This is a genomic window from Pontixanthobacter sp. CEM42 (genome assembly GCF_017812015.1).
Classification (GTDB): Bacteria; Pseudomonadota; Alphaproteobacteria; order Sphingomonadales; family Sphingomonadaceae; genus Pontixanthobacter.
Map to the genome: position 1 here is coordinate 471,838 of NZ_JADQTN010000001.1, position 21,668 is coordinate 493,505.

The 21,668-nt window shown below is 56.8% G+C and carries 18 protein-coding genes; 10 read left to right on the forward strand and 8 right to left on the reverse strand.

Annotation, left to right across the window (positions count from 1 at the left end; genetic code table 11):
• From purQ to J9777_RS02225, 3 genes are all read right to left on the reverse strand, one after another.
• Positions 1 to 678 carry a phosphoribosylformylglycinamidine synthase subunit PurQ gene (gene purQ / locus J9777_RS02215; RefSeq protein WP_209347163.1) on the reverse strand — a complete coding sequence of 226 codons (678 nt, stop codon included), beginning with the start codon at positions 676 to 678 and terminating at the stop codon, positions 1 to 3.
• The gene (gene purS / locus J9777_RS02220) at positions 678 to 929 is read right to left on the reverse strand and encodes a phosphoribosylformylglycinamidine synthase subunit PurS (protein WP_209347164.1); all 252 of its coding nucleotides are present in this window, start codon (positions 927 to 929) and stop codon (positions 678 to 680) included. The genes purQ and purS overlap by 1 nt, the downstream gene beginning before the upstream one ends.
• 110 nt (positions 930 to 1,039) lie before the next feature.
• The gene (locus J9777_RS02225) at positions 1,040 to 3,940 is read right to left on the reverse strand and encodes a M16 family metallopeptidase (protein WP_209347165.1); all 2,901 of its coding nucleotides are present in this window, start codon (positions 3,938 to 3,940) and stop codon (positions 1,040 to 1,042) included.
• 86 nt (positions 3,941 to 4,026) lie between these two features.
• On the opposite strand from J9777_RS02225, the gene J9777_RS02230 reads away from it, so the two are divergent.
• A complete protein-coding gene (locus tag J9777_RS02230) occupies positions 4,027 to 4,905 on the forward strand; it encodes a diacylglycerol kinase family protein (protein WP_209347166.1) in 879 nt (292 codons plus the stop codon).
• 5 nt (positions 4,906 to 4,910) lie between these two features.
• Here J9777_RS02230 and purC read toward each other — a convergent pair whose 3' ends face one another.
• A complete protein-coding gene (purC, locus tag J9777_RS02235) occupies positions 4,911 to 5,711 on the reverse strand; it encodes a phosphoribosylaminoimidazolesuccinocarboxamide synthase (protein ID WP_209347167.1) in 801 nt (266 codons plus the stop codon).
• Positions 5,712 to 5,882: 171 nt separating this feature from the next.
• Between purC and J9777_RS02240 the strand changes: the two genes are divergently transcribed.
• The 5 genes from J9777_RS02240 to J9777_RS02260 all read left to right on the forward strand — a co-directional run bounded on the left by J9777_RS02240 (position 5,883) and on the right by J9777_RS02260 (position 11,354).
• The gene (locus J9777_RS02240) at positions 5,883 to 6,638 is read left to right on the forward strand and encodes an enoyl-CoA hydratase-related protein (RefSeq protein ID WP_209347168.1); all 756 of its coding nucleotides are present in this window, start codon (positions 5,883 to 5,885) and stop codon (positions 6,636 to 6,638) included.
• Between the two features lie 9 nt (positions 6,639 to 6,647).
• Entirely contained in the window at positions 6,648 to 7,547 is a 900-nt protein-coding gene (locus J9777_RS02245; RefSeq protein ID WP_209347169.1) for an SDR family oxidoreductase, read from the forward strand.
• Between the two features lie 90 nt (positions 7,548 to 7,637).
• Positions 7,638 to 8,108 (forward strand): cupin domain-containing protein, encoded by a 471-nt coding sequence (locus J9777_RS02250; RefSeq protein WP_209347170.1) that lies wholly within the window; start codon positions 7,638 to 7,640, stop codon positions 8,106 to 8,108.
• A gap of 36 nt (positions 8,109 to 8,144) precedes the next feature.
• A complete protein-coding gene (locus J9777_RS02255) occupies positions 8,145 to 9,980 on the forward strand; it encodes a DUF5060 domain-containing protein (RefSeq protein WP_209347171.1) in 1,836 nt (611 codons plus the stop codon).
• Between the two features lie 9 nt (positions 9,981 to 9,989).
• Positions 9,990 to 11,354, forward strand: coding sequence for a gluconate:H+ symporter (locus J9777_RS02260; protein ID WP_209347172.1), 1,365 nt, complete (start codon positions 9,990 to 9,992; stop codon positions 11,352 to 11,354).
• On the opposite strand, the gene J9777_RS02265 is transcribed toward J9777_RS02260, so the two are convergent.
• Both J9777_RS02265 and J9777_RS02270 read right to left on the reverse strand, forming a co-directional pair.
• Positions 11,346 to 11,837 carry a gluconokinase, GntK/IdnK-type gene (locus J9777_RS02265; protein WP_209347173.1) on the reverse strand — a complete coding sequence of 164 codons (492 nt, stop codon included), beginning with the start codon at positions 11,835 to 11,837 and terminating at the stop codon, positions 11,346 to 11,348. The two genes, J9777_RS02260 and J9777_RS02265, sit on opposite strands and share 9 nt — an antisense overlap.
• Positions 11,837 to 14,383, reverse strand: coding sequence for a glycoside hydrolase family 3 protein (locus J9777_RS02270; RefSeq protein ID WP_209347174.1), 2,547 nt, complete (start codon positions 14,381 to 14,383; stop codon positions 11,837 to 11,839). The genes J9777_RS02265 and J9777_RS02270 overlap by 1 nt, the downstream gene beginning before the upstream one ends.
• 147 nt (positions 14,384 to 14,530) lie before the next feature.
• On the opposite strand from J9777_RS02270, the gene J9777_RS02275 reads away from it, so the two are divergent.
• The 4 genes from J9777_RS02275 (at position 14,531) to J9777_RS02290 (ending at position 19,083) form a co-directional block, all read left to right on the forward strand.
• On the forward strand, positions 14,531 to 15,553 hold the full coding sequence (locus J9777_RS02275; RefSeq protein WP_209347175.1) for an SMP-30/gluconolactonase/LRE family protein: 1,023 nt from the start codon (positions 14,531 to 14,533) through the stop codon (positions 15,551 to 15,553).
• A 40-nt stretch (positions 15,554 to 15,593) separates the two neighbouring features.
• Entirely contained in the window at positions 15,594 to 16,931 is a 1,338-nt protein-coding gene (locus J9777_RS02280; protein ID WP_209347176.1) for a glycoside-pentoside-hexuronide (GPH):cation symporter, read from the forward strand.
• Positions 16,932 to 16,942: 11 nt separating this feature from the next.
• A complete protein-coding gene (locus tag J9777_RS02285) occupies positions 16,943 to 17,995 on the forward strand; it encodes a LacI family DNA-binding transcriptional regulator (protein WP_209347177.1) in 1,053 nt (350 codons plus the stop codon).
• Positions 17,996 to 18,060: 65 nt separating this feature from the next.
• The gene (locus J9777_RS02290; RefSeq protein WP_209347178.1) at positions 18,061 to 19,083 is read left to right on the forward strand and encodes a glycoside hydrolase family 5 protein; all 1,023 of its coding nucleotides are present in this window, start codon (positions 18,061 to 18,063) and stop codon (positions 19,081 to 19,083) included.
• 11 nt (positions 19,084 to 19,094) lie between these two features.
• Here the strand turns inward: J9777_RS02290 and J9777_RS02295 are convergent, their stop codons facing one another.
• Together J9777_RS02295 and J9777_RS02300 are read right to left on the reverse strand one after the other, a co-directional pair.
• Entirely contained in the window at positions 19,095 to 19,946 is an 852-nt protein-coding gene (locus J9777_RS02295) for a sugar phosphate isomerase/epimerase (protein ID WP_209347179.1), read from the reverse strand.
• Positions 19,946 to 21,655: a GMC family oxidoreductase gene (locus tag J9777_RS02300; protein ID WP_209347180.1), complete on the reverse strand. Its 1,710-nt coding sequence runs from the start codon at positions 21,653 to 21,655 to the stop codon at positions 19,946 to 19,948. The genes J9777_RS02295 and J9777_RS02300 overlap by 1 nt, the downstream gene beginning before the upstream one ends.
• Between the last annotated feature and the right edge of the window lie 13 nt (positions 21,656 to 21,668).

The following is a 21,668-nucleotide window of genomic DNA, read 5'->3' on the forward strand; positions in this document are numbered from 1 at the left end:
TTATGCGCGGACCAGCCCTTTGACAGCATTTTCAAACAGCGCGCGACCGTCGCTGCCGCCATGCGTCTCTTCGATGGCGCGTTCGGGGTGGGGCATCATGCCCAGCACATTGCCTGCTTCATTGAGAACGCCCGCAATATCGCGGCGCGATCCATTGACTGTGTCGAGATAGCGAAATGCCACACGGCCTTGGCCTTCAATCCGGTCAAGGGTCTCTTCGTCGGCGAAGAAATTACCGTCATGATGGGCAACCGGGATATGGATTGTCTCACCGGCTTCGTAGCCGGCAGTGAACAGCGACTGGTTGTTTTCAACCTTCAGCGGAACATCGCGGCACACGAAGTTCTGGCTGGCATTGCGCATCAGAGCGCCAGGCAGCAACCCGCTTTCGGTTAGCACCTGAAAGCCGTTGCACACACCGAGCACCGGTACGCCTTTGCCCGCAGCTTCGACCACCGCTTTCGTAATAGGACTGCGCGCAGCCATCGCTCCTGAGCGAAGATAATCACCGTAAGAGAATCCGCCGGGCAGCGCGATAAAATCCAATCGGTCGGGTAAGTCGGCATCACCGTGCCATACACGGATCGGCGCGCTACCCGATACCTGCTCAAGAGCCACCGCCATGTCGCGGTCGCAATTGGATCCGGGAAAAGTGATAACTGCGGAGCGGAAACCCATCACGCGTTTTCCCTCTTGGGCTCCAACTTCTCAATCCGGTAATTTTCGATGACCATATTGGCCAGCAGCTTGCGGCACATTTGGTCGAGATCATCATCCGATGTGCCATCGGCCACGTCCAGTTCGATCAGTTTGCCCGCACGGACATCGTTTACGCCGGAAAAGCCGAGCGCTTCGAGTTCATGATGGATTGCACGGCCCTGTGGGTCGAGCACTCCGGGTTTCAGCGAAACGTGGATATGGACTTTCATGGCGGTGCCCTTTGCTTGGAATGGCGCAGCTTAGACTATGCGCGCAGCCTATGCCGCGCAGCCGCGCGCGGGGCAAGATGGCAAGCGCGATTAGCTGTCGGAAAAGCGGTTCATTCGCTGGCCGGGGCGGGTTCCTCTGGCACTACGCGAAACTCCACAGCATCGCCGGGTTGGAGATATTGCACGGCCAGAGCCTGCAATTCTTCACCCGTCATTGCGGTGTAGCGATCGGTAGCGGTCTGGAAGCGCTTGATGTCATCCGGATCGCTCTGAGCCCGATTGACCAGACTCATCCAGCCGTTGTTGTTCTTGAGGCGGTTTTCCAATGCTTCGAGGACCGGCTGGCGCGCGCGTTGCATTAGATCCTCATCAGGCGCGTTGGCAATGAGATCTTCGATGACTTCCAGCAACGCGGCCTTGGTTGCATCAAGCTGGGTGACATCGACAGATGCACCCATCGAGAATGTACCGTAGCCTACGTAGGTGCTCGACGGGCTGCTGGCGACGCTGGGCGAGTAGGTCTGCCCTAATTCCTCGCGCAGTTTTTCAGTGAGCTTCAAGCGTGTCACTCGTGCAAGCATGTTCAATTGTGAGGTCAGTTCCCAATCTGAATCGTCGGTCGTTGGCCAAACCAGCCTGATCATTGCCTGATCGGGTTCGCCGGCATGAGTGACGGTGTGCAATCCGCGGTTCCCGGTGAACGCACGCATGCGGCGTTCGTCATCATAGGGTTTGAAAGCGTCTTCGCGGCGGGGCAATGCGCCAAACGTCTCGCCAACCAGACCGATAGCCTCTTCCTCATCGATATCACCGACAATCGCGATCTCGATAGCACCCTTGGCAAGCCGGCTGCTGATCGTTTCAGCCAATTTTTCGTATTCAAGCGCGCGATAGTTCTCGACCGGTTGGCGCGTGAAGCGCGGATCGCCGTCAGATAAAATTGCGCGCGATGCTTCCGAATAGGCCGAGCCAGGTGTTTTCCCAAGCCGGGCAAAGAAATCGTCGAGGCTCTTCCGCCATGGCCCAAGACCCTCTGGGCGGTAGCCAGGGTCGGTGACAAACGCCGCAAGCAAATACATTTGCAGTTTGAAATCGCGCGGTGTCGTGCGTGCGCGGCTGACGAAGATATCGCTACCAAGACCAAAGCTTCCGGAAACCGAACGGCCTGCCAGGATCGATTGCAATTCGTCGGTGCTATGCTTGCCCAAACCGCCACTGCTGAGCAGGCCCGCAAGCTCTACCGCCAATGGGTTATCACGCGTCCGCAGCATTCGCCCGCCATCGATAGACATGCTGACATTGATCGCATTGTCCTGCAAATCGGTCCGCTTGAGATTGAGCATCACGCCATTGGCAAAACGGATCGTTCGGATACCGAGATCGTCGGAGGTTGTGTCAGAAGCGATGGGGCCTGGCGGACCAAAGTCGGTATAAGCGAACTCGGCTGCGGCTTTGAACTCAGGCGCCACCAACTCACGATCATATGCTTCATTCACCGCGTTTCGAAGCGCTTCAGCACCGCCTTCCGGCGCTGTCTTGCCACTAAATCGGATCAGCGGGTTACCAAGCTCGTAATACTCTGACCGCATCACCTCGATAACCGTTTCGGGCGTGATCTGGTCGGCGAAGGCGTTGAATCTATCAAGCGTAGCCTTCGGCCCGGAAACCACACGATCGCCCCGCGCCATCGTGAATGCGCTGCCAACGAAGCGGCCATTGCTACGTGTGCCGAGATCAGCTGCACTATTCTCGTAAGCGGTGCGCATATTGGTGACTTGCTCGGTGATTTCCGCTTCGCTGAAGCCGAATTGCAAAGCACGCCGGAACTCATCAACGGCAGTATCCAAACCGCGTTTCCAACCACCCTCTTCGGTGCTGACTGACACCTGGATAGTATCAGCCTCTTCGAAGAACTCGTTCACGCCAAAGCCAACGCTGCGAAATGGTGGATCTTCGCTACGCTGTAATCGCTGGAATCTGCGCGATAGCGCACCTCTGCCGACGCGTAGCAGCAAAGCTTTTTGGCGGTTTTCAAGTGTGTCCGGTTCATCAACGAACGGCACATGGCGGAAGATCGAGACAGACTCGGTCAGCGCTGGATCCAGATAAATATCGGTTTCACCAGTTCGGGAAATATCGACCGGCCCAGCTTCTAGCTGCTCTGGAATCGGCGCGGCTTTCCAATCAGCGAACCGCGCACGAATTTTTTGCTCGACCACGCCAGGATCAAAATCGCCAACAACAACCAGCACGGTATTTTGCGGAACATACTCGCGTTCCCAGAAGGCGCGGAGACCGGCTGCGTCAGCAGCTTCGAGCGTTTCCAGAGTCCCAATGGGCAGTCGCTGCGATAGATGCGAGCCGGGGAAACCGAATGCCAGACTATCGACGACATTCTTCAAGCTGTAATTGTTGCGCACGCGGCGTTCGGACAGGATTACGCCACGCTCACGCTCGACAGCTTCCTCCGCGATGGTCAGTTCGCTGGCCGTCTCGCGCATCAGCATCAGCGCGGTATCGAGCAAATCGGGATCGGCTTTGGGCAGGTTGAGCTTGTACTGTGTCCGCTCAAAACCGGTACTGGCATTTGTGTCCGCACCGAATGCCAAGCCTTTGCGTTCCAGCAGCTTGACCATTTCGCCCTCTGGTACATTGGTCGATCCGTTGAATGCCATGTGTTCGACATAGTGCGCAAAGCCGCGCTCTTTGTCGCGCTCGTTGATCGATCCTGTGTCCACCTCCATGCGGACCAGCGCAGTATTCTCCGGCCGGTTATTTCGCCGGATAATGTAACGCATTCCGTTGTCGAGCTTGCCGAAATGCCAGCCTGCTTCGGGCGTGAACTCGCTGTCTTCGAGATCCCAGTCTAAGGGATCCCATCCGACAGGCTTAGTTTCGTCCGCAGGAACGACCACGCTGGTGCCTTGTTCCTCCTGCGCGAGGGCGGGAGTGGCAAGGGCGGTTGTCAGAAGAAGCGAAAGCGCTGCGCGCGCAGAGAAACGGGAAATCATCCCCGCCTCATGGCGAACTCTGGCTGAACCCGCAATGACGGACCGCGTTGGCTATTTCTCAATAGCTTGGCGATAGATGTGCCGACATGCTCATGGACCTTGTCTACAATCCTACAGCGGGCAGCTTTCACGAAGGGCGTTTGGCCGCGCTGATCGAAGCATTCCGTTTGCACAATATCGACGCGCGACCGGTAGCAACGGCGATCGGGTCGGTTGCGCTGTCGGCAAATGCCGATTGTGTTTGCGTTCATGGCGGCGATGGGACTTTGCGCGATACGGTTCAGGCATTGCGCGCGCGCGCAAGTTCGGTACCGCTATGCATTGCACCTGCCGGTACGATCAACCTCGTCGCGCGCGAACTAGGCTATGCGAAGGATCCCACAAAACTCGCCGGGCAAATACGCGCGGCATGGGATCGCGGACCGCAGAGCTGGACCCGCTCTCCACTTTACCGGCTGGGCGATACGCCTATCGTTTCCTGCATGAGTGTCGGGCCGGATAGCGCGGCTGTTGCGGGAATCAAGCCGGCGTTGAAGCGGCGCATCGGTCGGTATGCGTATGTGGTCTCGGCGATGCGGCAAATGTATCGTTGGCAGCGCCAACCAATGGCTCTTACGGGCGAACTTGCCGACGGTACGCCCTTTGCGTGCGAAGCAGAGATGATGATTCTCTCACGCGGCGCACTCTATGCTGGCCCTTTTCGTCTTAGCCCAGCCGCAGGATTGAGAAGTGACAGCGTGGAATTGATCACAATCCGCCGCTCGACACGGTTTTCCGCGATGGCATTCAGCGCCGCTGCAGCGGTTCGTTTACCTGTCGGTAAACTCGGCCTGTGCGAAATTCGCAGTGTACGCCGTATTTCGTTTGAAGAGACGGTTATACCGCTGCAGATTGATGGCGATATTATGCCGTATGGAACGGGTTCCATCGCGCCCAGCGGGCTCAATCTTACTTACTGCATCTAGCTGGGTTACTTCTTCGCAGGTTTTCCGCGCATCTTGCCGCGGTGAGCGCTCATATCGAGAACTTCGCCCGGGCTGTTATCGTCATTGTTGAGGATACCGAGACGCCGTGCAACTTCCTGATAGGCGTCTTCGATCCCGCCAAGATCTTGCCGGAAGCGATCTTTATCCATCTTCTCGTTAGTGTTCATATCCCACAGGCGGCAGCCATCAGGGCTGATTTCGTCCGCCAGAATGACGCGGCTGAAATCGCCATCATAGAGGCGGCCAAATTCGAGCTTGAAGTCGACCAGTCGGATGTCGATTCCCGCAAACATGCCGCACAGGAAATCATTCACGCGGATCGCCATGCTGGCAATGTCTTGCATTTCTTCCTGACTGGCCCAGTTGAAACAGGCGATATGTTCTTCGGAGATCAGCGGATCGCCCAGCGCATCGTCTTTGTAGTAATACTCGATCAGTGTGTGCGGTAGTTGGTCACCCTCTTTCAGCCCAAGTCGTTTGCAGATCGAACCCGCAGCGACATTGCGCAGGACCACTTCGATCGGAACAATCTCTACCTGCCGCACCAATTGCTCACGCATGTTCAACCGGCGGATGAAGTGAGTGGGGATGCCGATGTGGCTGAGGCGAGTGAACACATATTCGCTGATGCGATTGTTGATCACGCCTTTGCCGTTGATCGTGCCCTTTTTTTCAGCGTTGAAAGCCGTTGCATCATCTTTGAAATATTGGATGATCGTGCCCGGCTCTGGGCCTTCGTAAAGGATCTTGGCCTTGCCTTCATAGATTTGGCGACGACGGGACATGCGGGTTCCTTCAAAATAGCAGCGCCCCGGCGGACTGCGATAGTGCCGGGGCGTTTGCATCGTCTTACAAGCGAATTGAGCTTGGCGCAATCAGGGTGCGATTAGAGCCGCTTCGTCTTCCACCGTGAGGATTGGCTTGCCGCGATGCGCCATGCGCGCCATTGCGGTGCAATGACAATTCGATTTGAACGCGACGGAGCAATCGGCTCCTTGCTGATTGACCGTGCGGAGCGCCGCAATGCGATTACTCTGGCGATGTGGCAGGCAATCCCTGCCTTGCTTGATCAGATCGAAGGAGAGAGAGGTCTGCGCGCTCTTGTTGTTAGGGCCGCAGAGAGCGGTGCGTTCAGCGTCGGTGCGGATATTCGCGAAATGCTTGCCAACAAGGGTGACGCGGTTTGGTTGGCAGACAATCATGCGGCGATTTCCGATGCGCAGCACCGGCTCGCACGTTGTTCGATACCGACGATCGCGTTTGTCGAGGGCGATTGCATTGGCGGCGGTTGTGCAGTGGCGTTGGCGTGCGACATTCGCATTGCTACGCGAACTGCCCGGCTCGGAATCACACCCGCGAAGCTGGGCCTGGTCTATCCCTTTCACGACGTGAAACTGCTGGCCGATCTGGTTGGCCCCGGGCAGGCGAAGCGCTTGCTCTACACCGGCGAATTGATCGACGTGGAGGAAGCGGCGCGGATCGGTTTGGTCGAGATTATTGCCAATAGCGCCGATGGCGTTGTCGAGACTATCGCAGCGAATTCGAGCGGATCAAACCGCACAATGAAGCGGATGCTGCGCCGGATTCTCGATGGTCAAACGGAAGAAGATCTCGCGACAAGCGACATGTTTGCGGCGGCTTTCGAGAGCGATGATTTCGCCCAGGGTACCACAGCTTTTGTCGAGAAGCGCAAACCGAAGTTCACCGATTAGGAGAGACCGATGGACGTATCAAAGCTGATGTATCGTGATCGTCTGATGGATGGTCAGCGCATTCTGGTGACCGGTGGGGGCACCGGCCTTGGTCGCGAAATGACCGAAGCATTTCTGACGCTCGGCGCCACGGTGCATATTTGCGGGAGACGTCAGAACAAGCTTGATGAAACTGCGCAGGAGTTGATGGAGGCTCATGGTGGGAGTGTGGTTGGTCATGCCTGCGACATCCGCGATGCCGAGGCGATTGATGCGATGGTCGATGCGATATGGGCAGATGGCGGCGCGCTGACCGGTGTGGTCAACAACGCGGCGGGCAACTTCATCAGCCGGACCGAAGATCTGTCGATCAACGGCTTCAACGCGATTTCGGACATCGTCTTTCGCGGGACATTTTATCTGACGCATAATATCGGCAAACGTCTGATCGCAGAGAAGAAATCAGCCAGTTTTCTCTCTATCCTGACTACATGGGTTTGGAATGGGGGGCCGTTTGTTGTCCCCTCCGCGATGTCGAAGTCGGCAATCAACACCATGACTCAAAGCCTTGCGGTTGAGTGGGGGCGCTATGGCCTGCGCTTCAATGCTATCGCTCCTGGTCTATTCCCAACTGACGGTATGAGCGCGCGGCTGTCACCGGGAGGGCGCGGTGATAATTCGAATGACCGGATGAACCCGATGGGCCGTCACGGCGAAATGCACGAACTTGCCAATCTAGCCGTATTCTTGATGGGGCCGGGCGCCGAATGGGTGAATGGCCAGACCATCGCCATCGACGGCGCGGGCTATCAGGCGAATAGCGGTAATTTTTACCAGACTCTCGCGCCGCTGGGTGATGCCGAGTGGGAGCAAATGCGCAATATGATCAAGGGCACCAACGCCAAGGACAAGGCCGACCGGGCTAGTTAGTCCGATCGCACGGACTTTCTATCTGGCACAGCATATCGCGTGTTTGACAACGTTATCAACTTGAGTAGTGTTACCTGTAAGGAGGGCTTTATGAAAAACGCAATTTCCATGATTCTTGCTGCTGGTCTGCTTGCATCTTGCACGGCGCCTGAAAGCGACAGCGCGGCAGCTGCAGAGAGTGACGGGGCATCAGCCATCGGGACACAAGTGCTGACGCTGGATGAAGCCGAAAAAGCCTCTGAAGAATGGGGCGAGTTCGTCAAATATTACGAGGGCGAAACGCGCGGAACGCGCGAGTTGCTGTCGGGCACCGCAGAGATTAAACCCGGTATGGAGATTCATCCGCCGCACACCCATGCCGAGGAAGAGTTCCTGATGGTGCTCGAAGGCCAAGGTGAATGGACGGTCGGAACTGAGACATTCGCCGCCAAGACTGGCGACATGCTCTACGCTGCACCGTGGGACAGCCACGGGATTAGGAACACCGGTGACACCACGTTGAAATTTGTGTTCTGGAAGTGGAATTCCAAGGGCATGGAAACGCCGCCAGAACCCAAATGATTATCGAATGATGGCCCAGCCGAAAGACACCGCAGCTTGAAGAATTGGGCAAGCCTAATTGCCGCGGCTTTGCTGACCGCGTGCACAGGCGCGCTCGCTGAAAAGCCGCCCGTCGTGGTGCACGTTGAGCCGGTTATGACAGAGCCGGTGTTCGAGCAGTGGCACCCGGTTGTGATCGACTTTGCTGGCCCCCAGACAAGCGAAGGCGCAGCGATCAACCCATTTCTGGACTACCGCCTTCAAGTCACATTTATGCACGAGAGTGGCACGAAGGTCATTCGCGGTTTCTACGCGGCCGATGGCAAAGCTGCGGAGACAAGCGCGGATAGCGGCAATGTCTGGCGGGTGCGGTTTGCACCGCATTTGCCAGGTGAGTGGTCTTATCGTGCCGAACTAAGAACGGGCGCAAAGATCGCCCTGTTGGATGATGATGCGGCCGGAAGGCTTGTTCCCATGCGGAATGCGGGTGGCTCCTTCACCGTGACTAAGTCTCAAACCGCCTCGGACGACTTCCGCACGCGTGGCCGGATCATCCAAAATGGTCGCCATTTTCGCTTTGCCGGCAGCGACAAATATTGGCTCAAGGGCGGCGCAAACAGCCCGGAGAACCTGTTCGGTTATGGCGATATAGACGGCACGTACCGGCAGGCTGAACAGGCCCGCGATGGTGAAGCCTCATCGGGCTCAGAACTTCACACATACGCTCCGCATTTGCGCGATTGGCGCGCGGGTGATCCGCAATGGCAGAGCGGGAAAGGCAAGGCACTGATTGGCGCTCTGAACTACCTTGCTGATGAAGGGATGAATGCTGTCTATCTGCTGACGATGAATGTCGAGGGTGATGGCAACGATGTTTGGCCATGGCGCGAACCAAACGATCCCACGCGCTTTGATGTCAGCAAGCTGGCGCAGTGGGACATTGTTTTTACGCATATGCAGCAGCGCGGGATCATGGTGCATTTGGTCACGCAGGAGACCGAGAACGAGCTGATGCTCGATGGCGGTGATACTGGCCCAATGCGGCAACTTTACTATCGTGAGTTGATCGCGCGGTTCGCGCATCATCCGGCGCTGACGTGGAATTTAGGCGAGGAGAATGGCCCGGTCCATTGGCGGCCTGAGGGACAAGACGTTGCACAGCGGATGGCGATGGCGGACTTTATCGACCGGCATGATCCTTACGACAATCCGATCCTGCTCCACACACATGCTGAGCAAGCCGACAAGGATGAAATTCTCACCCCGCTGCTCGGCCATGCTTCGCTTGATGGGCTGTCATTTCAGGTGTCCGATCCGCAATTGGTCAATGCTGAAACACGCAAGTGGCTGGCGCTTTCGGCCGCCAGTGACCGCCCATGGATGATCACGATGGACGAGATTGGTCCGTGGCATACCGGCGCAAAGGCTGACGTCGATGATCCGACGCATGATGTCATGCGCCGCCATGCTTTGTGGGGGGCGTTGCTGGCTGGCTCGGCAGGCGTCGAATGGTACTTCGGTGCTCGCCAAAAGGGCAATGATCTGACCACTGAAGACTGGCGATCGCGCGCGGAATTGTGGAAGCAGACCCGGAACGCTCTCGAGTTTTTCGAACAATATCTACCCTATTGGGAGATGATACCGTGCGAGAGGGTAGAGCCCTATTGTTACGCCAAACCGGGTGAAGTCGTTGCCGTCTACTTCCGGCCCGATCAGATCGGCTCTTTCACTTTGGATGGCGACGGCGACGGCTGGCAAATCCACTGGTTTGATCCGGTCGCAGGCGGTGATTTGCAGTCCGGGAGCGTGACCAGCGTGACAGGAACATCAAGCATCGGAAAACCGCCTTCTGAAGATCGCGACTGGGTGATGCTGGCGCGGCGCACGAAGTGAGGGGATAACATGCAGCCATTGTTAGATATCGCGCCGGAATCACGCGCTCTTTGGGCAACGGTGGCGGGAGTTGCCGCGCTGCTGTTCTTCATTCTGCATCGGAAATTCCCCGCATTTCCTGCGCTACTATTGTCGGCATTGCTAACCGGCCTTGCGGCTGGACTTTCACCGGAAGCAGTCATCGGATCCATTCAAAGCGGGATGGGCGGGGTGCTCGGCTTTATCGCGATCATTGTCGGGCTGGGTGCATTGCTGGGCGCATTTCTTGAGGCTGGCGGCGGCGCGCAGGCACTGGCGCGCTCGATCATTTCCGAGCGTTCGCCGGGCGTCGCGCGTTACGGCTTGGGTTTTGCCGGAATCCTGATCGCGATACCAGTGTTCTTCGATGTCGGATTGATCCTGTTGATCGCATTGGTGCGCGCTATTGCAAAACGCGCCGCGAAACCGGCGATTGCCTTTGGTTTGCCGCTGCTGGCCGGACTGGCTGCCGGGCACGCTTTCATCCCGCCCACACCGGGGCCGGTGGCTGTGGCAGACATTCTCGGCGCGCCGCTCGGCCTTGTCATTCTGTGTGGTCTGGCTGCTGGCATACCGGCAATGCTGGTCGCGGGACCAATCTATTCCGGCTTTGCCGAGCGGCGAGGCTGGCTCGCCTTCGGGACGATTCCAGACACTGACGACGAAGAGACCGCACAATTCACGCCAGGCCTCGCTGCAAAAGCGCTTTCAGTCATCGCCTTTCCGATTGTTCTGATCGTGGCTGCGGCCCTCGTCGGATCGAATGAAGAGGGTGCCGGCTTCGCGGCCCAGAGCATTGCCTTTCTTGGTCATCCCTTTGTCGCCTTGCTGATGGCATGCGGCCTTGCTGCGCTGCTGCTGAAGCCGGACCAGGCAGCAGATCAAAGCAAGTTGCGTGATGCCATCGAACGTGCGTTTGAACCAACTGCAGCGATCATCTTGGTGACCGGCGCGGGCGGCGCATTCAAGCAGGTGCTGATCGACACGGGCGCAGGTGATGCGTTGGCGCAATCCGCCGTGGGCATCGGTCTGACGCCGTTGGTTGCTGGCTTCGCATTGGCTGCAATCGTGCGGGTGGCACAAGGATCCGCAACTGTTGCTATGTTGACCGCAGCCGGCCTAGTTGCACCATTAGCGAGCGCGGCAGGTATGGACGCGTATGGCCTAGCCCTGCTGACGATATCGATTGCTGCAGGCGCGAGTGTGCTCAGCCATGTGAACGATTCGGGCTTTTGGCTCGTGTCGCGCTATTTTGGGCTGAGCATGGCAGAGACGATGCGCAGTTGGACGGTTGCTTCGACATTGGTCGGAGTCGTCGGCTTCGCTCTGATCCTGCTGATGGCTCTATTAGGCTAGTTTGCCGATAATAGTGTCGACCAGTTCGGTGACTGGCTTGCTCGCATGCAGGATCAAAGCACCATCGGGCACCGTCAACGCGGCGATCTGACTGTCTATTAGTTCTGGATGCATAAAGTGGTCGGTGCGTGTTTTGACACGCTCCGCCAAGGTTTCGCGCGATAGTTCGAGCATCACAAAGCGGATATCGCGGCGGCTTTCGTCGACCAGCCGCCGCTGGACATAGGGCGTCAGTGCTGAGCAGGCCGCGACGATCGTTGGCGCAGAAAGACTGTCCATCACCGATACCAGTTCGTCGATCCACGCGGCGCGATCCTGGTCGGTCAGTGCAGCACCTGCGGTCAATTTGGCGATGTTTGCTGGCGGGTGAAAGTCATCCCCTTCAACCAGCGGCCACGCCGTTTTGGCGGACAAAGCCTTGCCGACGGTCGATTTGCCGCAACCCGATGGCCCCATCACAACGATGGCTTGCGATGTAGTCATCAGTCGCCGCAGGTTTTGGTCGCGTCTGTGTCGGAATCGAGCCGGATATCCGAGAGGTCGACCTGCGCCGGACCGTTGCTACGTGCGGTAAATCCGCCGCTGATGGACGCCATATTGACACCGCGATCTGCGAAACAGGACAGGCTGATCCGGTAATCCTGCCACTCGCCTGCGGATATTGTGACGGGGAAATCGACTACGCAATCTTCACCGTCGGGACATGTCATTCCGACCGATATCGTTGTGGGTGCAGTGCCACCCCCGCGCGCGCGAAACGCCAGTTCCATCGCGCCGTTGCTCTCCCTCGTCCAATCGGCGTTGTCATGCGTGCCGAGGAACAGCGTGGGGCCTGCGTCCCGCCAAGTGACACGCATCGAATCTTCCTGAGCAACGCGGTCGATTGGTGCGAGCGTAAGTGCGCCGCCATTCCAAACGCGATCTGTCATGCGGGTCTGTGTGCCGTTGACACGGCCGTAGAGTGACCAGCGACCCTGCGGTTGCCCACCTGCAAACAGGACCGATGCGGATTTTGATGCATTGGCATCAATCCCAGAGATTTCGGACAGTGCGGCGAGGTTGTCCTTGTTGCCGTAGCTAAGTCCGTAGCCATAAGCGAACAGTGGATCGTACCCGGCAGTGCCGACATTGAGATCAGCCTGCGTTGCTGTTTTGGGCCACGAGAAAGATAGTCTGCCGGTGAAGTCGAATGCCGGATCGGTGCGGAACAGCATATCCGCTACACCGCCGCCTTCGCTGCCTGGAAGCCACGCGGCGACGAACGCATCTGAAGCGTTGATTTCAGGATTGGTCCACAGCGGCCTGCCAGATAGGAACACTGATACCACCGGCATGTTGCGCGCTTTGAAATCGGCGAGCTTGGCCGTGTCGAAGCCATTGGGTTCGAAGTCGACATTGTCGCGGTCGCCTTGGAATTCGGCATAGGCATCCTCGCCATAGACTGCGATCACTGCATCAGCTTGGTGATTGCCGGTACCTTCGGGGTCGAAGATGACCGTGCCGCCGTCAGCTTCGATTGCTTTGCGAATGCCGTCGAGGATCGATTGGCCGTTCGGAAACTCGTCATTGCTATGTGACCCGCCTTGCCAGGATAGCGTCCAGCCACCTGATGCTTTGGCGATACTCGCAGCCCCGTCGCCTACGACGAGCACGGTTTTGCCCGCATCCAGTGGCAGCGTTGCTTCGTTGTTCTTCAGCAGCACCAGTGATTGGCGAACGGCGCTGCGCGCAATCGCGCGGTGACTGTCTTGTGCCAGCAACGCTGCGTTACCCGCTCCGGGCCGCGTGCTCGGTGCACCGCGTTCGAACAGACCATAGCGTAGCTTTACGCGCAGGATCCGGCGAACCGCATCATCAAGCCGCTCCATCGACAGGCGACCCGATTTCACATGCGCCAGCTGGCTTTCATACAGGCCTTTCCAACTGTCGGGTGCCATGAACATATCGATTCCGGCATCGAATGCCTCAGGGCAATCGAGATTGGTACAGCCGGGAATTTGGCCATGTGCGTTCCAGTCGCTGACGACAAAACCGTTGAAGCCCATCCGGCCCTTCAGCACATCTGTGATCAGCGCTTTGTTGCCGGTCATCTTGATGTTCTGCCAGCTCGAGAAAGAGACCATCACCGTCTGTACCTGAGCGTCAAGTGCAGGCAGATAGCCGGTTGCGTGGATGTCGCGCAGTTCCTCTTCGCTGATCTTGGCATCGCCTTGGTCGGCGCCGTTCTCGGTACCGCCGTCGGCGATGAAGTGCTTGGCAGAGGAAATTATCCGGCCTTCGGACATGAAGTCATCGGTACCGAATTCGCCTTGCAGGCCTTCTACAATCTGGTCGGCGTAGGATGCGACGATGTCGGGTGTTTCAGCAAACCCTTCATATGCGCGTCCCCAACGATCATCGCGCGGAACCGCGAGGGTGGGGGCAAAGGTCCAGTCGTGGCCGGACACAATGAGCTCGCGCGCGGTGATTTGCATGATCTGCTCGATCAGTTCGGGATTATTTGCCGCGCCAAGTCCGATATTGTGTGGGAAGATTGTCGCGCCCAGCAAGTTCGCGTGACCATGCACAGCGTCGATGCCCCAGATCACTGGAATGGCGGTTTCAACGCCCTCCGGATCGACCGAGGCGGCGTAGTATTCGTCGGCCATATCCAGCCATGTTTGCGTATCGGCATAGGGCAGAGGGCCTGGTGCGGAATTGCCGCCGCTGAGCACGGAGCCGAGGCGGTATTTCTTCACTTCCTCCGGTGTGACCGAGGCTGAATCGGCCTGAATGGTTTGACCGACTTTCTGCTCCACGCTCATGGCCGCCATAATTGTGTCGATGCGTGCTTCAATCGCCGGGTCGAGTGGGGCTGGTGTTAGCTCAGGCCAGATATCCGGATGGATTACTCCGGCTTGTGAGGCTTCCGTTTGCTCAACTGAAGCACTGCCTGCCGAGATAGGCTCTGACGCGGTGGTTGTCGCGGCACATGCCGTAAGTGCAGTGACGCTCAGTAATCCGCCGACAAATTTGTGTACTCGTGTCATCAATAACCCGTCCCGTGTACCGACCTAGCGATGTTGATTCCCGCCAGATTCGAATTTTCTCATGGACATTCGAGAGAATTTTGACAAGGTTGTCAATATAGGATTTTCAGGGTTTTGCGGCTATAGACCGTTGGTGAGGGGATTGTGATGTTGACGCGTAGGACAATGCTGGTTGCGAGTACGGCACTGGCGGTGATTGGCTGCAGTGGGCGCGGCGCTGATGATGCAGCGGCCGGTGCGAAATCGGACTTCCTTGAAGTTCTTGACCCGGCCTTTTTCGATCTGGTGGCGCGTGATGTGCAGCTGGAGCAGCTGGGTGATGGCTATCAATGGTCCGAGGGTCCGGCTTGGGACACCAAACGTAGCCAGCTCTATTTCACCGATGTGCCCGGCAATGTCGCCTATGTCTGGAAAGAGGGTGAGGGTGTCAAAACCTTCCTTGACCCTTCAGGTGTTGGTTCAGACAATGCTGCCGGCTTTCGCGAAGCGGGTGCCAATGGTTTGCTGATTGGGCGCAACGGCAAGTTATTGGTTTGCAATCATGGCCGCCGCGCTGTCGAAGAGTTGGATATCGACAGCGGTGAACGGACCGTGCTGGTTGATAGATTTGAAGGGAAAGCCTTCAACAGTCCCAACGACATTATCGAGAAAAGCGATGGCACCCTATTCTTCACCGACCCGCCTTACGGGCTTGAGGGACTGAACGAATCTCCGCTCAAAGAAATGGCCGTGAACGGAGTCTATCGCCGCGACCCTGATGGCACTGTCGCGAGGATCGTTGATGATATGACGTTCCCCAATGGCGCTGCCTTGTCTCCGGATGAGCGTTACCTCTATGTCGCGCAATCAGATCCCGACGCGCCTTTGGTGGAGCGGTTTGATCTAAACGGGGATATGAAGGGCGAAGTGTGGTTCGACGTGGCACCATATACAAAAGGCACTCCGGGCCTTCCCGACGGTATGGCGGTCGCCACCAGCGGACATATGTTTTTAGCAGGACCGGGCGGCGTGCTGCTGGTCGATCCATCGGGCAAGTGCCTGGGACGAATTGGCACAGGCAGCGCGACCGCAAATTGCACCTTTGGCGGGGATGGCAGCACGCTGTTTATTACCGCACAGGACCGGCTACTCCGGATCAGTACCAAGGCGACTGGAGTAGGCGCGTTCTGATCGGATCAGTCACTTTGCTTCCTAATCGGGCATTCCTGCGATGAACAGATTTCGCAGACTGGCCGGCTATGGCGTGGGCGATTTTGGCCTCAATATCTATTGGCACAGCCTCTCTCTGATACTGGTCTTCTGGTATGCGGAAGTCGTTGGGCTAGAACCGAAGCAAGCCGGGATGATCTATTTCTTCGGACTGCTTTGGGACGCCGTGTCTGACCCACTGGTCGCGTCATTCAGCGCCAAGAGCCGCAGCAAATACGGGTCTTACCGGCCCTTTATCCTGTTCGGCAGCTTTGCGCTTGGCCTGTCATTTTGCCTGCTATTCTGGTCGCCTCCGTTTGAGGGATGGTTGCTGTTCTTTGCCTTGTTGGGGGCCGGGATCATCTTCAGGACGTGTTATACTATAGTCGCGGTGCCCTATGCTGCGCTGTCGGCGAGAATGACCTTCAGCAGTGTAGAGCGGTCCGAGCTTTCGGGCGTGCGGATGATCTTTGCCTTCTGCGGAATGTTGTGTGTTACCAGCTTCTTCTTCCCGCTTAGCCGTGAGATTGCTGGCGGCGTCGACAAGGACGCTGGCGGCTTTTTCGTGACTGCTGCAATCGGGGCCTGCGTTGCTACCATGGCATTGGTGCTGTGCTTCTTCTTTACCGAAGAGAACGAGCCGTTAGGCAAGCGTCCCGAAAGCGAGCCGCCCTACTTTCGGGGCTATTTTGATAGTTTGCGGCGCAACGGTGCGTTGCGTGTGCTGTTGCTGGTCCTCTTTATCAATTCGGCCAGCGGTGCGAGTATGCTGATCCCTATGGCATTCTATCTCGAATCCTTCTCGGAGCAGTTCGCGCGGAAGGAGGTGGTGATGTCCCTCTACGCATTCGCCACTTTGGCCGGAACACCGGTCTGGACGATTGTAGCGCGCAATTGGGGAAAGAAGACCTGCTGGTACATCGCCACTGGCTGGATGGTTTTGGTCGGACTGTCGCTACTCTTCCTTGGCCCGTTCCTGATCAACGGCGTGCCATTACAGATAGTCTTGTTCGGCTTCGCTGGGTCTGCTTCTGCAGTCATCATCTGGGCGATCATCCCCGATACCGTCGAATATGGCCAATTTGCATATGGACGGCGTGACGAAGGGGCTGTGTTTGGCTCCAGTCTATTTGTGCAAAAGGCATCGGGCGCTCTTACCGGACTGATGGTGGGCTTTGTTTTATCGGGCATCGGCTATCAGCCGGACCTGGAAGTTCAATCGGCGGAAACCGCAATGAAATTGAGCGATTTCATTGCGGTTGTACCCGCCGCGCTAATGATTGCGGCTTCCTTTGCACTTTACCAAATGCCATTGAGCCGCGATATCCATGCGCGGATCGTGGACGAACTTTCGAGATAAGGGGGTAGTTGATGGCCGGAGAATCCAAACCCAAGACGGCAAAGATGAAAGACGTCGCCGATCTTGCGGGCGTTTCCATCAAGACTGTCTCACGGGTGCTTAACAACGAACCGCATGTGCAGGACAAGCTGCGTAACAAGGTGAAAGACGCGGTTGCGAAGTTGGAATATGTGCCCAGTCAATCGGCACGGTCCCTGCGCGGGAACAAATCCTACAACATCAATTTGCTCTGCCATGCGAGCGACAGTAGCTACATCAACGCGATCCAGTTCGGTGCGGTTATTGCCTGTCAGAAGCTTGGTTATCAACTGTCGATCAGCTTGCTCGAGGATCTCCACAACCATAGTTTTGATGAAATCAAGGCTGAGTTAGAGCAGTTAACGCATCAACATCGGCCTGACGGTATTATGTTGGTTGCCCCCTATGCCGGCAATCGAATGATCGCCTTTGCGCTCAAAGAACTGGGCATCGATGTTGTCCGGATCGGCCCCGTCGATCTGACTGCTGATGGTATTTTGGTGGAGATCGACGATTACAACGCTTCGATCGAACTGACCAAGCATCTTATCGACCTTGGGCACAAGCGCATCGCGTTTGTTCGCGGCTTGGAGAATCAACGTGCGACGCATGTTCGCTTCGAAGGTTTCTCGATGGCGATGAATGCGGCGGGTCTAACCGTCGACCCAGAACTTGTCGTTCCCGGCTCGTTCGATTTCAGCTCGGGGATGACAGCCGGCCAAACATTGTTGGCACATGCCAACCCGCCGACAGCGGTTTTCGCGTCTAACGATGATATGGCCGCAGGACTGGTCACCGCTGCGACTATGGCGGGGGTTTCCGTGCCCGGTGATTTGTCTGTAGTGGGATATGATGATTCAGCCGTCGCCACGCGTATGCGTCCGGAGCTGACCACCATTCATCAGCCTCTGCATGAGTTGGGTGAGGTAGCTATTGAAAATTTGATCGATAGCTTCCAGCACAAGCGTACGGGCAGTTCACGGCGCGTTGTTCTCGATCACAATTTCGTTCTGCGTGATACGACCGCAGCGCCCAAGAATAAGTAAGAAAACGATCTAATCGCAGCGAAGAAAACTGCGGAAGAATCAAGTTCAGTATAGGAGTGACAACGATGTCGGTTAAACTCATAAGCGCACCAATCGGCCTTGCAACTTTGCTTGCAGCTATGGCCGCTCCAGCGGCTGTCGGCCAAGAACCTTCTAGCGAAACTGCTTCCGTAGAGCAGGCATTTCAGATGAAGCGCTGCGTCAATATGGGCAATGCGCTGGAGACGCCGAACGGAGTGAGTTGGGGCGGTCTCTATGGACCTGAGGACTACCAGCGCATCGCCGCGGCAGGCTTCGACACAGTGCGCATTCCGATCCGCTGGAGTGCTTACACTGGGCCGGCTCCGGAATATCGCATCCACCCTGACTTTATGAAGCTTGCCAAAGCGAATGTGCAAGCTGCGCTCGATGCTGATCTCAATGTAATTATGAACATCCATCATTTCGAGGAGATCATGGATAAGCCGGAAGAGCAGATGCCGCGTTACATCGCGCTTTGGAAAGAGCTTTCAGCGGCCTTTGCCGACGCGCCGGACAATGTGTGGTTTGAAACGCTCAATGAGCCGAACAAGAATCTGAAAGGCAAGCTGATGCGCCAGACACAAACTGCTGCGCTCGCCATTATCCGTTCGAAGAATCCGGAGCGGATTGTGATTTTCGGCGGTGAGGACTGGTCGGGCATTCGCTCGCTGGGCTCCAATGCGGCCACAGACGATCCGAATGTCGTGTACACCTATCACTATTACGACCCTTTCAACTTTACCCATCAGCAAGCGACGTGGCTGGGTGACGATATGCCAAAGGGCAAACGTGGTTGGGGGTCGAGCGAAGATCGCCAACAACTTGCTGCCGATGTCGCGACAGCTGTTGCCTTTCGCGACGCGGTGAAACGCCCGGTCTTTGTCGGCGAGTTCGGTGTAAATGATCCGGTCGATGCAGGCGAACGGGTCAAGTTCAACGATGCGGTTGCCGAGGCGTTGGAAGGCGCAGATATCCCGTGGTGCCTATGGGCCTATGGCAACACTTTCAGGCTCTATACCGACGAAAAAGGCTGGGACGAGCCCATGCTCCGTGCGCTGACGGACTAGGACGGCGCCGCTTAACTGTTCAAGAAGTCAAAGCTGGCTTTGGCGAAGGCGGCGGGATCGGTGGTGTCGTCGTTTTCGACATAGAAGCACTCGAGACCAGCGAGTTCGGTTTCGGCAAAGATTGCCGCGAAGTCGATAACGCCGTCACCAATATTGACCATTTCGCCAGTGGCTGACGAATCTTTGATATGGCAGGCCGTGAAACGTCCCGGTGCTATTTTGAAGAGTTCAATCGGATCGACGCCCGCTTTGTGCGCCCAGAAAAAGTCGAGTTCCATGGTTACCGCATCGGCGTCGGTGCGCTCGAGCAAAACGTCATACGGCACTTCGCCATCGAGAGTTTCGAATTCAAACTCGTGATTGTGATAGCCAACCGTCATGCCTGCGGCTTTTGCTGCGGAACTACGCTCATTGAGCAAATCTGCAATCGCGCGGTAATTGTCCATATTGCGCTCTTCGGGCGCGAGCCATGGCAGGATCAATTTTGTCTGCCCCATTAACGCAGCCGTTTCGATGGCTTCGTCAAACCCTTCGCGGAATTGCTCGACGCGGACATGGGTGGAATTGCTCACCAGTCCTAGAGCATCCATCGTCGCTTTGACTGCTTTGGGATCGTGCTCGAAATATCCGGCAAATTCGAGATCCTTATAACCAATCTCGGCGAGCGTTTTGAGAACGCTTTCATAGTCCTTCTCGAAAAGTTCGCGATATGTGTAAAGCTGGATACCGAGCTTATCGGTGTAGGGCTTTGCCACTGCCGCCGCACCCGATGGTGCAGCGCCATTGCAGGCCGCTAGGAGCACTGCGCTACTCGCGAGACTGCCTTCGAGAAAACGGCGGCGGTTAAGTGTCGGAAGATCCATCAGAGCAATCCCTGTTTCATTTGTGTTGCGGCGAAGTCCACTGCGCGGGCGGTCAGTGCCATAAAGGTCAGCGAGGGGTTCTGGCACGCGACCGACGAAAATGATGATCCATCAGTAATGAAGACGTTGGGCACGTCGTGGCATTGGTTGCGCCCGTTCACGACCGAGGTTTTGGGATCGCGGCCCATGCGTGCGCCACCCATCTCGTGGATACAATGACCCGGTATCGCTTCGCCTTCGAATGGCGTTATGTTGGTGCATCCTGCCGCTTCCAACATAGCGACTGCATCGGCTTTCATCGCGACGCGCATCTTTGCTTCGTTATCGGACCAATCGACGTCCATATGCGCTTGCGGAATGCCGTATTCGTCGGTCTTGGTCGGGTGGAGGCGGACTTGGTTTTCTTCACGCGGAAGCATCTCGCCGAAGCCTTGAATTCGCAGGCGCCACGTCCCGTCGGGTTGGCGTAACTCATTCTTCAGGTCTTCGCCAAAGCCGCGCCCTCCCAGCGCTCTCGTCCATGAACTGCGCGAGCTGCTGCCTTGATATCCGTAGCCGCGAACGAAGTCCTTGTCCGTGTCGCCGCCCAAATTGACGAAGCGCGGGATGTAAATACCGTTCGGTCTGCGTCCGGCAAAATAGTCATCTTCGAAGCCGGGATATTCGCCTTCCGCGCCGATCCTTGTGTGATGGTCCATCAGATACTTACCGAGTGTCCCGCTCGAATTAGCGAAGCCATTTTCGAAACTGTCAGACTTGGAATTAAGCAGGACTTGCACGGTTCCGATGGTCGATGCGCACATGAAAATGACGCGCGCCTGGTAGTCAGTGCTTTCCTTGGTTTTGCGGTTGATTGCCCGCACACCGGTCGCTCTGCCGGTTTCCGGATCATACAGGATCCGTTCGACGACCGAGTCCGAGACGAGAGTCATATTACCGGTGTTTTTCGCCGCAGGAAGCGTCGCTGATACGCTCGAGAAATACGCGCCGAAAGAACATCCGCGCTCGCATTGGTTGCGGTATTGGCATGAGCCACGACCGAGCGCCATTTGCTCTTCGGTCGGCTTGGTCAGATGCGCCGCGCGACCCGGTATCATCTTGCGTCCGGGAAAAGCTGCTTCGATTTTGGCTTTAGCGTCCTTCTCGACGCAGGTCAGTTCCATAGGGGGCTGGAAGATACTGTCGGGCAATTGCGGCAAACCCTCTGCCGAGCCACTAATGCCGACGAATTTCTCTACATAGTCATACCATGGCTCTACATCGGCATACCGGATCGGCCAGTCAGTACCATGGCCGTCGGCTTTGTTTGCGCCGAAGTCGGTATCGCTCCAGCGATAACTTTGCCGCGCCCACATCAATGACTTTCCGCCGACCTGATCGCCGCGTAGCCATGCGAAGGTTTTGCCATCTTCGACCGAGAACGGGTTCTCCTTGTCGTTGATGAAGAAGTTTCGCGTGCTCTCGCGGAAAGCGTAGCATGTCTGCTGCACCGGATATTCTTCATTCGCGAGTTTCGGGTCGACCCTGTCGCGATGTTTCATGTCCCATGGGTTCTGGTTCTCGCCAGCGTAATCGACGCTGTGCTCGGTCATTTTACCGCGTTCCAGAACGAGGGTTTTCATGCCCTTTTCGCAGAACTCTTTGGCCGCCCAACCGCCGGACATTCCCGAACCGACAACGATGACATCGAAAGGTGTGTTTTCAGACATTACTATTCAATTT